Annotated in this window: 14 protein-coding genes; 11 read left to right on the forward strand and 3 right to left on the reverse strand. The window is 66.0% G+C overall.

Annotated features, from left to right (window positions below):
• Window positions 1-287 precede the first annotated feature (287 nt).
• The 4 genes from AC07PE_RS18290 to AC07PE_RS18305 all read left to right on the forward strand — a co-directional run bounded on the left by AC07PE_RS18290 (window position 288) and on the right by AC07PE_RS18305 (window position 4114).
• Complete coding sequence (locus AC07PE_RS18290; protein ID WP_498766999.1) at window positions 288-1463, forward strand: MFS transporter; 1176 nt, start codon at window positions 288-290, stop codon at window positions 1461-1463.
• A gap of 146 nt (window positions 1464-1609) precedes the next feature.
• The gene (locus tag AC07PE_RS18295) at window positions 1610-2245 is read left to right on the forward strand and encodes a DUF4254 domain-containing protein (protein ID WP_498767001.1); all 636 of its coding nucleotides are present in this window, start codon (window positions 1610-1612) and stop codon (window positions 2243-2245) included.
• A complete protein-coding gene (locus AC07PE_RS18300; RefSeq protein ID WP_498767003.1) occupies window positions 2242-3063 on the forward strand; it encodes a glycosyltransferase family 2 protein in 822 nt (273 codons plus the stop codon). Before AC07PE_RS18295 ends, AC07PE_RS18300 begins: the two co-directional genes overlap by 4 nt.
• Window positions 3044-4114 carry a glycosyltransferase family 9 protein gene (locus tag AC07PE_RS18305; RefSeq protein WP_498767005.1) on the forward strand — a complete coding sequence of 357 codons (1071 nt, stop codon included), beginning with the start codon at window positions 3044-3046 and terminating at the stop codon, window positions 4112-4114. Before AC07PE_RS18300 ends, AC07PE_RS18305 begins: the two co-directional genes overlap by 20 nt.
• A gap of 13 nt (window positions 4115-4127) precedes the next feature.
• Here the strand turns inward: AC07PE_RS18305 and AC07PE_RS18310 are convergent, their stop codons facing one another.
• A complete protein-coding gene (locus AC07PE_RS18310) occupies window positions 4128-5180 on the reverse strand; it encodes a glycosyltransferase family 9 protein (RefSeq protein WP_498767007.1) in 1053 nt (350 codons plus the stop codon).
• A gap of 238 nt (window positions 5181-5418) precedes the next feature.
• Here AC07PE_RS18310 and nudC point away from each other — a divergent pair, with 238 nt between their 5' ends.
• Entirely contained in the window at window positions 5419-6252 is an 834-nt protein-coding gene (nudC, locus tag AC07PE_RS18315) for an NAD(+) diphosphatase (RefSeq protein WP_498767009.1), read from the forward strand.
• 4 nt (window positions 6253-6256) lie between these two features.
• Here nudC and AC07PE_RS18320 read toward each other — a convergent pair whose 3' ends face one another.
• Window positions 6257-7135, reverse strand: coding sequence for a hypothetical protein (locus tag AC07PE_RS18320; RefSeq protein ID WP_498767011.1), 879 nt, complete (start codon window positions 7133-7135; stop codon window positions 6257-6259).
• A 150-nt stretch (window positions 7136-7285) separates the two neighbouring features.
• Here AC07PE_RS18320 and folE point away from each other — a divergent pair, with 150 nt between their 5' ends.
• The 4 genes from folE to AC07PE_RS18340 all read left to right on the forward strand — a co-directional run bounded on the left by folE (window position 7286) and on the right by AC07PE_RS18340 (window position 10162).
• Window positions 7286-7852, forward strand: coding sequence for a GTP cyclohydrolase I FolE (folE, locus tag AC07PE_RS18325; protein WP_230027028.1), 567 nt, complete (start codon window positions 7286-7288; stop codon window positions 7850-7852).
• 284 nt (window positions 7853-8136) lie between these two features.
• Entirely contained in the window at window positions 8137-8460 is a 324-nt protein-coding gene (locus AC07PE_RS18330; protein ID WP_498767013.1) for a transposase, read from the forward strand.
• A gap of 9 nt (window positions 8461-8469) precedes the next feature.
• The gene (locus AC07PE_RS18335; RefSeq protein ID WP_498767015.1) at window positions 8470-9468 is read left to right on the forward strand and encodes an aldo/keto reductase; all 999 of its coding nucleotides are present in this window, start codon (window positions 8470-8472) and stop codon (window positions 9466-9468) included.
• An 85-nt stretch (window positions 9469-9553) separates the two neighbouring features.
• Window positions 9554-10162 (forward strand): phosphatase PAP2 family protein, encoded by a 609-nt coding sequence (locus tag AC07PE_RS18340; RefSeq protein ID WP_498767017.1) that lies wholly within the window; start codon window positions 9554-9556, stop codon window positions 10160-10162.
• Window positions 10163-10184: 22 nt separating this feature from the next.
• Here the strand turns inward: AC07PE_RS18340 and AC07PE_RS18345 are convergent, their stop codons facing one another.
• Window positions 10185-10607: a hypothetical protein gene (locus AC07PE_RS18345; protein WP_498767019.1), complete on the reverse strand. Its 423-nt coding sequence runs from the start codon at window positions 10605-10607 to the stop codon at window positions 10185-10187.
• A 102-nt stretch (window positions 10608-10709) separates the two neighbouring features.
• Between AC07PE_RS18345 and AC07PE_RS18350 the strand changes: the two genes are divergently transcribed.
• Both AC07PE_RS18350 and AC07PE_RS18355 read left to right on the forward strand, forming a co-directional pair.
• Complete coding sequence (locus tag AC07PE_RS18350) at window positions 10710-11945, forward strand: RtcB family protein (protein ID WP_498767021.1); 1236 nt, start codon at window positions 10710-10712, stop codon at window positions 11943-11945.
• A gap of 30 nt (window positions 11946-11975) precedes the next feature.
• Window positions 11976-12557: a 2Fe-2S iron-sulfur cluster-binding protein gene (locus tag AC07PE_RS18355; RefSeq protein WP_498767023.1), complete on the forward strand. Its 582-nt coding sequence runs from the start codon at window positions 11976-11978 to the stop codon at window positions 12555-12557.
• Window positions 12558-12572 lie beyond the last annotated feature (15 nt).

Here is a 12572-nt window from a genome sequence, read left to right on the forward strand (position 1 = left end):
GCTCAGTTATGAGTTTCGGATATAGGCGTCATCACGCATCTTTTTCACGTATCTCTACGTTAAAAACACATTATTTCTCCGAAATAGAAGAAATTTAGCTTATCAATTTCTTCATTCTGTCTATATTGCGCAACGCTTCGATAGACGCTTACAAACTGAAAGATATTTTTTTCCGGACGGCAAAGCGAAGTGGCGGCGATCCGCGTAGAATTCGATTCCATCAGTTTCCGCACGCCAACTACTTATGGTTGGCGTTTTGCTTTGAATCCCAAGAATACAAACCGCACATGCCAACTCCTTCTCGTACCACCAGCACTGCCCGCACCATTGCACGCACCCTGTCGATCGCGCAGGCACAGCAATACGCATTGCCTGTCCTGTTCGCGCTGTTCGGCGTGATCATGGGTTCGTGGGCGGGCCGCATCCCGGCGATGGCCGAACGCGTGCACGTGTCGCACTCGGCGCTGTCGATGGTGCTGCTGATGGGCGGCCTGGGCGCCGTCCTGTCCTACCCGATCTCCTCGCGCATGATGGCTAATCTCGGTGCGCGCAAGACCCTGCTGTTCTCGGGCATGGCCCTGCTGTGCGTGCTGGTCGCCATCGGCGCCGCCCCGACCGTGCCGCTGCTGATGATGGCCGTGCTGAGCCTGGGCATCACTGCCAGCACCTTCGACGTCGCCATCAATTCGGCCGCGACCGCCCGTGAAAAGGCGACCGGCAAGTCGGAACTGTCGAAGCTGCACGGCCTCGGCTGCGCCGGCGGCCTGGCGGGCGCGACCCTGGGCAGCCTGATGGCCAGCCTGCACATCATGCCGGTCACCCATTTCCTGATGCTGGCCGGTCCGCTGGCCTTCGTCCTGTACTACGCCTACACCATGCTCGATGCCGGCGATACCGCCGCCACCGTCGAGAAGAAGAAGTTCACGCTGCCGCGCGGCCAGCTGCTGGTGCTGGGCGCCCTGGGCTTCCTGGGCTCGATGGCCGAAGGCAGCATTGCCGACTGGAGCGGCGTGTTCCTGAAAGAGCACTTCGGTGCGTCGGACGGCCTGGCGCCGCTGGCCCTGTCCTGCTTCTCGGTCATGATGCTGCTGTCACGCCTGGTCGGCGACAAGCTGAAGGCACGCTACGGCGCCCGTCCCCTGGTCACCAGCGGTTCGATGCTGGGCGCCGCCGGCCTGTTCTTCGCGGTGCTGTCGCCGGACGCCTACTTCGCCCTGTTCGGCTTTGCCGTCGCCGGCCTCGGCATGTCGTTGGTGTTTCCTTTCGTGTTCAGCGCCGCCGGCGGCCAGGGCCCGGCAGCATTGGCCGGCGTGGCCAGCATGGCCTACAGCGGCAGCCTGATGGGTCCGCCGGTGATCGGCGCCATCGCCCAGGGTTGCGGCATGCAGATCGCCATCGCCTACGTCGGCGGCCTGGCTGCGCTGATCGCCTTCGTGGCCAGCCGCGCACGCATGCTGAAGTAATCCCCGTTTTACGCTTTCCTTTGTCGGGGGTGGTTGCCGCAAGGCGCCGCCCCTTTTTTTTGCGCCGCGCCAAGGCCGGCTGCAAGCGCACGAACTCCCCTACGCCTGAGCACTCCAAACGCTGTCACCACATCGCTGGAGTTTTCATGCACAGCAAAATCGACGCGGCAGCGGTCGTGGCCTTTCACGACCGGGCGGTGCGCAATCCGGACTGGCCGATCTTCGACGAGCCGCAGTCCGGCACCTGGACCTGGGTCGCCGCCAACCATCGCTACAACGGCCTGCTGTGGCGCGAGGAAGACCGCGCGCGCCGCCTCGACGTGCCGCCGACGGAAATTGCGGCCAGCAAGCGCCTGATCGACCGCTACAACCAGAAGCGCAACGACGCCGTCGAAGCCCTCGACGAGCGCCTGCTGGGCGAACTCGGCCGCGTGAGCCCCCAGCCCGGCGCGCGCCTGTCGAGCGAAACCGCGGGCGCGATGATCGACCGCCTGTCGATCCTGGCGCTGAAGATCCACCACATGCGCGCGCAAGCCCAGCGCCACGAAGCGGGCGCCGACCACATGCACGCCTGCGCCTGCAAGCTCGAGCGCCTGGTGGCCCAGCGCCAGGACCTGACGTCCTGCCTCGACAAGCTGCTGGCCGAAGCACGCGCCGGACTGGCCTACTTCAAGGTCTACCGCCAGTTCAAGATGTACAACGATCCCAGCCTGAATCCCTGGCTGTACGGGCAAGCGCAGGCCCAGTTGCCAGGTCATGGGCAGGGGGAGGCAGCGCCGTGAGCGAAGCCGCGCATCAGTGTATCGACGTACTGGTTCCCACCCGTAACCGGCCGGCGGCGCTGGCGGTGACGCTGGCAGCGCTGGGCTTCCAGAGCTGGCCCTTGCTGCGCATCGTCATTGCCGACCAGTCGGACGGCGAAGGCGCCTATGCGCGTGGCGAGGTGCAGGCCGTGCTGCGCTACCTGCGCGCGACCGGGCGGCAGGTGGAGACCTGGCGCAACCTGCCGCGCCGCGGCATGGCCCAGCAGCGCGCCTTCCTGCTCGAACAGGTTCAGGCGCACTATTGCCTGTTCGTCGACGACGACGTCATCCTCGAACCCGACCTGATAACGCGCCTGCATGCCGTGATCGAGGCCGAAGGCTGCGGCTTTGTCGGCAGCGCCCTGCACGGCCTCAGTTACCTGGGGCAGGAGCGGCCGGCCCAGGAAAGCATCGAGTTCTGGGATGGGCCGGTGACGCCCGAAACCGTGCGTCCCGGCGCCAGGTCCTGGGCGCGGCATCACCTGCACAGCGCCGCCAACCTGTTCCACGTGCAGTCGCGGCTTGGCGTGGGCGCGGAGGATACGCGCACCTACAAAGTCGCCTGGGTCGGCGGCTGCGTGCTGTTCGACACGGCCTGCCTGCGCGCCGCCGGCGGCTACGATTTCTGGCGCGAGCTGCCCGAACAGCATTGCGGGGAGGACGTGCTGGCCCAGCAGCGCGTGATGGCCCGCTACGGCGGCTGCGCCATCCTGCCTTCGGGCGCTTACCACATGGAGCTGCCGACCACCGTCACGGCGCGTGCCATCGATGCGCCCTATGTCCTGCCCATCAAGTGAAGTGCGCAACGAGGTGCGCAAGATCGCGGTGCTGCGGCCTAACGCCGTCGGCGACTTCGTGTTCGCCCTGCCGGCACTGCATGCGCTGAAGCACCGCTATCCGGATGCCGAGATCGTCCTGCTGGGCAGGGAGTGGCACGCCGCTTTTCTCCGCGGCCGGCCCGGGCCGGTAGACCGCGTGGCCGTGCTGCCGCCGGTGCCGGGTGTGGGTGCCCCCGTCCTTGCGGCCTGTGACGGCCGCGCGATCGAAGGCTTCGTCGACGCCATGCGCGCGGAGCGCTTCGACATCGCCTTGCAGATGTTCGGCGCGGGACATTATTCGAATCCCTTCCTGCTGCGCCTGGGCGCGCGCCTGACGGCCGGCGCCTGCGCGGAGGGCGCCCCGATGCTGGACCGCTGGGCGCCGTTTTGCGAACCGAATAACCGCAGGCTGGGGCTGCTGGAAATCGCGGGTCTGGTGGGGGCCTGGCCTGGGCCCTTGCCATCGCCCGAACTCGCGGTGACGGATGCGGACCGCCTTGAAGCCGCCGGCGCCGTGCCCTGCATTGCCGGCGAACGCCTGGCCGTGCTGCAGCCCGGCTCCACCGATCCGCGCCGCTGCTGGCCGGCACCACGCTTCGCGGCGTTGGGCGACCGGCTGGCGGAGATGGGAATGCGGGTCGCCGTCAACGGCTCTGCCGGCGAAGCGGCGCTGATCGACGCCGTGGTGGGACACATGCGCCATCCCGCCATCGCCTTGGCTGGTGCGCTGGGTCTGGGCGGCTTGTGCGGGCTGCTGGAGCGCGCGTCCCTGGTGGTGTCGAACGACACCGGTCCGCTGCACCTGGCGCTGGCGCTGGGCGTGCCCAGTGTCGGCATCTTTTGGCTCACGAACCTGGTCGAAGGCATGCCGCTGCGCCAGTCCGGATTGCGGGTGGCGTTGTCGCTGCAGACGCGCTGCCCGGTGTGCGGGCAGGACAACATCGCCACGCGCTGCCCGCACGACGAGAGCTTCGTGGCCGACGTGAGCATGGAACAGGTCGAACACCTGGCCTTATCTCTGCTGCGTTAGCCGCGGGAGCGCGCTACCAATAGGGCCACATGCCGACGCTACGCTGCCTGCTCGGCGCCGTGTCAGTCAGCAGCGCGCGCGCATGCTGCAGCACCACTGCGGCGCGCTGGGCGTCCGGGTCCCAGATGCAGCGGTGGCTGTGGCGGTCGAGCGGCGCCCAGCGTGCAATGTCCGCCTTGCTGAACACCACCACGCTTTTGAGTTGCAGGCCGGCGGCGATATGGGAAACCCCGGTGTCGTTGCACAGCAGCAGCCTGGCCTTGCGCATCAGTGCGGCCATGGCGCCGATCGAGATCGGGGCGGCGGCGTCGATCGGCTTGTGGTGCATGTGGGCGGCCACCTCGGCCGTGAGGTCGGCTTCGTTCGCCGAGCCGGTGAGCACGGGTTTCAAGCCGAATTCCGCCGCCAGGCGGTCGCCGACCTCGGCGAACTTCTGCGGCGGCCAGCATTTGTCGCGTTGGCGCGCCCCGGGATGAATGCAGAAATAGGCCGCATCCTTCAGATCGCCGGCGAGGCCGCTGGCGTCGAGTTCCTGCTCGTCTTCCGGCGACAGGGGAAATTCCAGGTGGACCCCGGCCGGCTCGGCGCCCAGCGTCTCCACCAGGCGCAGCAGGCGCTCCGGCTCGGCCCCCGTTTCCGGATAGGGAAGCAGGACGATGCGGTCGCGCGTGACCGGCTCGCCGCGGCAGTAGCCCGCCATCGCCTTGGCGCCGAAGCCGCTGACGATGTCGTTGCTGACATCGCCGCTGCCATGCATCTGGATCGCCAGCCCGAACTCGCGTGCGCTCAGGCTGTTGTAGAAGCGCGCCAGCCCTTCCTTCTGCACCGCCTGCTCGGGCAGCAGGGGATGGCCGGGGAAGGGAATGAATTCGTCGATGTAAGCGTTGAAACGGTTGGCAAACTGCTGCGCCCAGGGCAGGCCGACCAGGGCGATGTGGGCGCGCGGCGCGGCGGACCGCAGCGCCCGCAAGGCCGGCACGGCGCACAGCATGTCGCCCAGCTGGAGCGCGCGAAAGACCACGATCGAGGAGACGTCGAGGCGTTGCAGGAGTGGACGGCGGATCATGATTTTCTCCTCTAGCAGACGCTGGCATAAGCGCCGGGACAAACGGCGGCGGGACGCCCCAGCCGAGGGTAAGGCCAGTCAATATTGCCTTTGCGGGTTCGATGAACGGTCCAGCGAAGGCTTGGAGCACGATGGCTTGCGATTAGTTCTGCGCCTGCGGGCGAGGGAAATCAGGGTGCGGTCATCGCAGCTGTGCGTGTCGCGGTATCATCGTGATATCTCGTTCACGGATACCGCCATGCTCCAGACGCCCGCCTCGTTCACGCCCCTGATGGCGCCCCCGCAGGACCCGCAGCAAGCAAATGACGCACTGTCCTTCATCTTCCATGGCGGCCGCCTGATGGTGCGCGAAGCCGACCTGGCCCTGCCCGACCATGCGGCGCTGGCCGGCCTCGAACTCGATCCGCAGGCGCTGCAGCCGGTCGGCCTGCTGGATGGCCGCTATTGCCAGGCCGGCTGGGTCGAGGATGAAGCGCGGCTGCCTGCGGGTTATGCCTGGCGCGGCCTGCGTTCGCTGTTCGCGGAGTTCGACGAGGCGGTGATGGGCGTGGCCGCGCGCGCGGCCCAGGTGGCCGAATGGGCGCGCACGCACCGCTTCTGCGGCGCCTGCGGCAGCGGCACTGCGCGCATGAGCGGGGAACGCTGCTTCAAGTGCACGAATTGCGGCCATATGGCCTATCCGCGCATCTCGCCGGCGATGATGGTGTTGATCCGCAAGGGGGATTCCGTGCTGCTGGCCATGCATACGCTGGGCGCCGTGAAGCGCTTCGTGCCGCTGGCGGGATTCCTGGAGGCGGGCGAGTCGATCGAGGAAGCGGTGCACCGCGAGGTGTTCGAGGAAGTCGGCCTGCGCGTGCACAACCTGCGCTATTTCGGCAGCCAGTCCTGGCCCTTCCCGCACTCGCTGATGATCGCCTTCACGGCGGATTATCTGGAAGGCGAGATCCGTACCGATCCCAACGAAATCCTCGAGGCGCGCTGGTTCGGCCCGGATGACGAATGGCCGGAGCGCGTCCCGCACATCTCTGTCTCAAGTGTGCTGGTAGACGCGCACCGGCCGGCCGGGCGCTGAGTAATCAGGGCAGCGGCACCGGCGTCGCCGCAACCTTGCCCTCGATCCGCACCGCAACCGGCACCTCTTCCGGCTTGGCGCCGGTCGCGCGCATGCGCACCACCCGCTGCATCAGGTCGAACCAGAACGGCGCGCCGAACAGTGCCGTGATGGCGGTGATGAACCAGCCCGCCACCTGCAGCGCGAAGTCGGCGTTCAGGACCGGCGGGAACTTGCTCCAGCCGATGGGCAGGGCCATCATGGCGTCGATCACGGCCGGGTCGAGCGCGGCCGGCACCTCTTTGATATGGGCGGCCAGGGCCGGCTGCTGCCACAGGGTGCGGAACAGGTGGATGCTGTCGATATTGAACAGGATCGCCAGCAGCAGCGCGATCAGCAGCGAGATCAGCAGCTGATTGCGTTTATAGGCGCCGGACATGCGCGCCATCGCATTGTCGAACCAACCCGCCAGCATGTCCTGGAACTGCTGCAGGTCGCGCGCGCGGCTGAGCATGCTCAGCATCGCCGCCCGCACCTGCGGGTCGGGAATCGCCTCGATGGCGCTGCGCAACTGGATGAGGTCGCCCGGCACCTTCCACAGGCTGTCCACCAGGGCAATCGCAAAATGCGCCGGTTCGATGTAGGATGGTCGGGAAGCAAGCGTGCGCTCGTCCATCGCGGTGCCGTCGGTGTGCGGATTGACCAGCGGATGGGCATACACGGCGCGCGCCAGGCCGTCGAAGCGCGGGTCGTTGAGCATGCTCTTGATGCCGGCCAGCAGGGTATTGGCGCGCAGGCGGAACAGCGACGCCAGCGCTTCCTGCAGGGTAGTGACGATCAGGGCCACCGTGCCGTAGCAAAAGGTCAGGCCGATGGCGACTTCCAGGACAGTGCTGCCGAGCATGGCGGTTCTCCTAGCAGTGAAAAGGACCTCGACCACGCTAGCGCATCGGCGCCACGGCTGCCTCCATTTCGCGCAAAGAAATAGCCTGCGACCTGTAGATCTTCAGCATTTTCTATATACTCTCGGCAGTCTTCAATTTTAGGGTTAACCATGTCTGACAAAGAAGTCTTCACCGAAAACGACTGGCGCCGCCTGCTGGCCAGCCTCGGCGAAGATCCCAACCGTCCCGGCCTGCACGAGACCCCGGCGCGCGTCGCCAAAGCCTGGAAGCACTGGACTTCTGGCTACGAGCAGGACCCGGTCGAGATCCTCAAGGCCTTCGAGGATGGCGCCGAGGAGTACAACGAGCTGATCGTGGTGCGCGGCATCCCGGTCTACAGCCATTGCGAACACCATCTGGCGCCGTTCTTCGGCAAGGCCACCGTTGGATATTTGCCAAATGGCAAAATTGTCGGCCTGTCGAAGCTGACCCGCCTGGTCGACGTGTTTGCCAAGCGCCTGCAGGTGCAGGAGCGTCTGACGGTCCAGATCGCCAACACGCTGATGGAAGTGCTGGAACCGAAGGCGGTCGGCGTGGTCATCAAGTGCCGCCACATGTGCATGGAAAGCCGCGGCATCCGCACGCCCGGCGAGGAAACCATCACCTCGGCCATGCTGGGCGAACTGCAGCCGAACCTGGGGCTGCGTACTGAGTTCCTGTCCCTGGCCCGCGACTGATCGCATCTAACAAAAGCCCTCATGGCGGCGTTGCATCGTCTCGCCGTACTAGCGTACTGTCTTCGACGATGCGTCGGTGGGCCGCATCCCTTGCCCTGAGGGCTTTGTTAGACGCTCCATTCTTGCTGAGCGTGTAAAAACCGAGCAGTGTTCTGAATCACTGCTACACTGTATTTACGGAGCTCTCTACCCGGCCAAAAAAAGGTCGGAACCACGAAGCCATCATGTCCTGGTCGGGAACCGTTCCGGATCACGCGTCTCCAATTGACTTTGAGGCGAACGACATGAACAGGCCAACTTTCCCGAGCGATGTAACGCGCGAGCAGTTCGATTCCGTCCGCGAGATGCTGGAAGCGGCGCGCCGCAAGACGAGACCGCGCAAGCACGACCTGTACGATGTCTTCTGTGCGGTCCTGTACTTCCTCCATTCCGGCAGCGCATGGCGCAGCATGCCGCCCGAGTTCCCTCCCTGGCGTACCGTGCACGAATATTTCACCCAGTGGACTATGCTGCGCGATGGCGACCGCACCCTGCTCGAGAGCGCTCTCGAACGCCTCGGCCGCAGCGCCGAGATCGCGCGGCTGCGCCAGCTGACCGGACAACGCTGAAAGAACCATATGGAAAGTACGCAACTAGGCCGGGCCGGCCCGAGGACCTCGCGCGTCGGCCTCGGCTGCATGGGCATGTCGGACCTGTACGGACCGGCCGACCGTCTTGAATCCATCGCCACCATCCACGCGGCCCTGGACGCCGGCATCACCTTGCTGGATACCGGCGACTTCTACGGCATGGGCCACAACGAGATGCTGATCCGCGAAGCCTTGAATGGCCGGCCGCGCGAAAGCGTGCAGATCAGCGTCAAGTTCGGCGCCCTGCGCGGCCCGGACGGTTCCTGGAGCGGCTACGACTGCCGGCCGCAGGCGGTGCGCAATTTCGTCGCCTACAGCCTGAAACGCCTGGGCACCGACTACATCGACATCTACCGCCCCGCGCGCCTGGACCCGGCCGTGCCGATCGAAGACACGGTGGGCGCCATCGCCGACCTGGTCAAGGCCGGCTACGTGCGCCACATCGGCCTGTCCGAAGTCGGCGCCGACACCCTGCGCCGCGCCAGCAGCGTGCACCCGATCAGCGACCTGCAGGTCGAGTACTCGATGATCTCGCGCGGCATCGAACGCGCGATCCTGCCGGTGGCGCGCGAGCTCGGCATCGGCATCACGGCTTATGGCGTGCTGTCGCGCGGCCTGATCAGCGGACATTGGTCGAAGGACCGGCAGGGCGAAAAGGATTTCCGGGGCATGGCCAGTCCGCGCTTCCAGGGCGAGAACCTGGACGCCAACCTGGCCCTGGTCGAACGCCTGCGCGCGCTGGCACAGGAGCGCGGTGCGAGCGTGGCCCAGCTGGCGATCGCCTGGGTGGCCGCGCAGGGCGCCGACATCGTGCCGCTGGTCGGTGCGCGCCGCCGCGACCGTTTGCAGGAAGCGCTGGGGGCGCTCGAGCTGCAGCTCAGGCCGGAAGACCTGGCGCGCCTGGAAGCCATTGTGCCGCCGGATGCGGCGGCCGGCCAGCGCTACAACCCGGCGCAGATGGCCCACCTCGACAGCGAGATGGGTTAACCGAGCCTTAAGTTGAGAAGAAGTGTTTAAGTTCCTACTGCTGAGCTGATAGAGTCGAGGCAAGTCATCAACTTGTCACTTTATCATGCTAGAGAACATCAATTTGCTGTGGTTTTCCATGGTCAATTCCGACGCCGGCCTGCATGGCTGGCGCCTGGAACTGGCCCTGTTCTGCGCCGAATGGCTGATTGTCCTGGTGCCGGTCGGCTTGCTGGGCCTGTGGATGAGCGGGGACGCTGCGCAGCGCGAGGCGGGCGTGAAAGCCCTGGCCGCGACCGGCTGCGCGCTGGGCATCAATGCCGTCATCGGCCTGCTGTGGTATCACGCGCGGCCCTTCGCCGCCGGCGTCGGCCACAACTTCCTGCACCACGCAGCGGACAGTTCCTTCCCGAGCGATCACGGGACCATCATGTTCACCGTGGCGCTAGTCCTGGCGGTGTCGAATGTGCCGGCGGCCAAGCGTTTCGGCCGCTCGTTGCTGCCGCTGGCCTTCGTGGTGGCCTGGGCGCGCGTCTTCCTTGGGGTGCATTGGCCGATGGACATGCTGGGTGCGCTGGCCGTGGCGCTGGGCGTCACGTGGCTGTTCCATGCGCGCCTGCTGGATGCGCTGTGCGCGGTGCTCACCGTATCGCTGGGTACGCTGTACCGGCGCCTGCTGGCGCGGCCGATCGCGTGGGGCTGGCTGCGGCCCTAAGCCCCAAGCCGCGCGTAAAACGCTATTGCGAGGCCGCGACCGCGCCTTCCGCACGTTCGAACACCAGCTTCTTCGAGCCGTCCAGGTGGAACACGCCGATCGGCTGGGCCTGCACGTTCTCGGACACCGAGGGCAGCTTGGTGCAGTTCTGGGTCTCGACCTGCCACATGTCGTCGCCGGAGCGCAGCAGGAAGCTGTTGTCGCCGGTCGAAAACAGCTCCACGTTCAGGTCGGCCATCGGGGTCTTGCCGAGGTCGAACTGGCGCTGGCAATCCGGCAGCCGCGAGGCGATCAGGCGCAGGCCGGCCTGCTTGCTCCAGAAATAATCCTGCGTGACGATCACGGTCAGGGCGTGATCGCTGCCGTCAATGGCATAGCTGGCGGTTTCGTTGACGCAGCCGGCCAGCAGCAGCGGAAGCAGGAGCGAAAGGGCGCGTGGGGTCATGTCCCGAAGTATAAAACAGATAGTTCCTAAGTGATTGATTTCTTGACGGAATAATATCGTCTCGCGCTCCGTGATTTTCCGATTTCGGCCATCATGCAGCCAATGGAAAACCGAGACTACGAGCAGATGAATCCGCCGGGCGGCCACCCGGTCAAGATGTGGACCAGGGGCGTGCCCGTCGAGCCGGAAGCGAAGGAGCAGCTGGCCAGGCTGGCGCGCATGCCCTTCATTTATCGCCACGTGGCGGTGATGCCCGACGTCCACCTCGGCAAGGGCTCGACCATCGGCAGCGTCATTCCCACACTCGGCGCCGTCATTCCGGCGGCGGTCGGCGTCGATATCGGCTGCGGCATGATGGCTGCCAAGACCACCCTGCGCGCCAACGACCTGCCGGACAATTTGAGCAAGCTGCGCAGCGCCATCGAGGAGGCGATCCCGCACGGGATGTCGCCCAAGACCCGCGGGCACAAGGGACGCGACACCGGTTCCTGGAACAACCCGCCCCCGCCCGTCGAAGCCGGCTGGGCGACACTCAGGGACGAATTCGAGCAGCTGTGCCGCAAGTGGCCGAAGCTGCGCAACACCAACAACTACAAGCACCTCGGCACCCTCGGCAGCGGCAACCACTTCGTCGAGATCTGCCTGGACGAAGAGGGCTTCGTGTGGCTGATGCTGCATTCCGGTTCGCGTGGGGTCGGCAATGCGATCGGCACCCACTTCATCGAACTGGCCAAACAGGACATGCGCAAGCACATGGTCAACCTGCCCGACCAGGACCTGGCCTATCTGGAAGAAGGCACCCAGCACTACGACGACTACGTGGAAGCGGTCGGCTGGGCCCAGAAGTTCGCGCGCGTGAACCGCGAAGTCATGATGCAGAACCTGGTGCGCGCCGTGCGCAGCGTGATTCCGAAACCCTTCGAGACCCACGTCGAAGCCGTCAACTGCCACCACAACTACGTGCAGCAGGAGCGCCACTTCGGCAAGGACGTGCTGGTCACGCGCAAGGGCGCGGTGTCGGCGCGCGAGGGCGAGCTGGGCATCATTCCAGGATCGATGGGCGCGCGCAGCTTCATCGTGCGCGGCAAGGGCAATCCCGACAGCTTCAACAGCTGCAGTCACGGCGCCGGCCGCACCATGAGCCGCACCGAGGCCAAGCGCCGCTTCACGGTGCAGGACGCGCGCGAAGCCACCGTCGGCGTCGAGTGCCGCAAGGACGAAGGCGTGATCGACGAGATCCCGATGGCCTACAAGGATATCGATGCCGTCATGCGGGCGCAGAGCGACCTGGTGGAGGTCGTGCACACGCTCAAGCAGGTGGTCTGCGTGAAAGGCTGAGAACGAATTTTTCAGAAAGCGAGCGAAACCATGCCACAAGACGAACACAGACTGGTGGAGCAGGGCGCGCATGCCGCGGCCCCTTCATCGTATGCGCCGCCGCAGGCGCTCACCTTGCGCATCAACGGCGCCGAGCACCAGCTGCATATCGAGCCGCGCGTCACCCTGCTCGACGCCCTGCGCGAAGTGCTGCACCTGACCGGCACCAAGAAGGGCTGCGACCGCGGCCAGTGCGGCGCCTGCACGGTGCTGGTGGACGGCCAGCGCATCAATTCCTGCCTGACCCTGGCGGTGATGCACGACGGCCGCGAGATCACGACCGTGGAAGGCCTCGGCCGGCAGGACCAGCCGCACCCGATGCAGCAGGCCTTCATGGACTGCGACGGCTTCCAGTGCGGCTACTGCACGCCGGGCCAGGTGTGTTCGGCGGTGGCGCTGCTCGACGAGATCAAGCAGCGCCAGGCCAGCGCCGTCACCGAGGGCGAGCAGCTGGAGCCTGCCTCCCTGAGCGAAGACGAGATCCGCGAGCGCATGAGCGGCAACCTGTGCCGCTGCGGCGCCTATCCGAACATCGTCAAGGCGATCCACAGCGTCGTGCTGCGCCAGGCCTGACAACAAAGGGAAGAA

The organism is Telluria sp. GW821-FHT07G12, assembly GCF_059418525.1.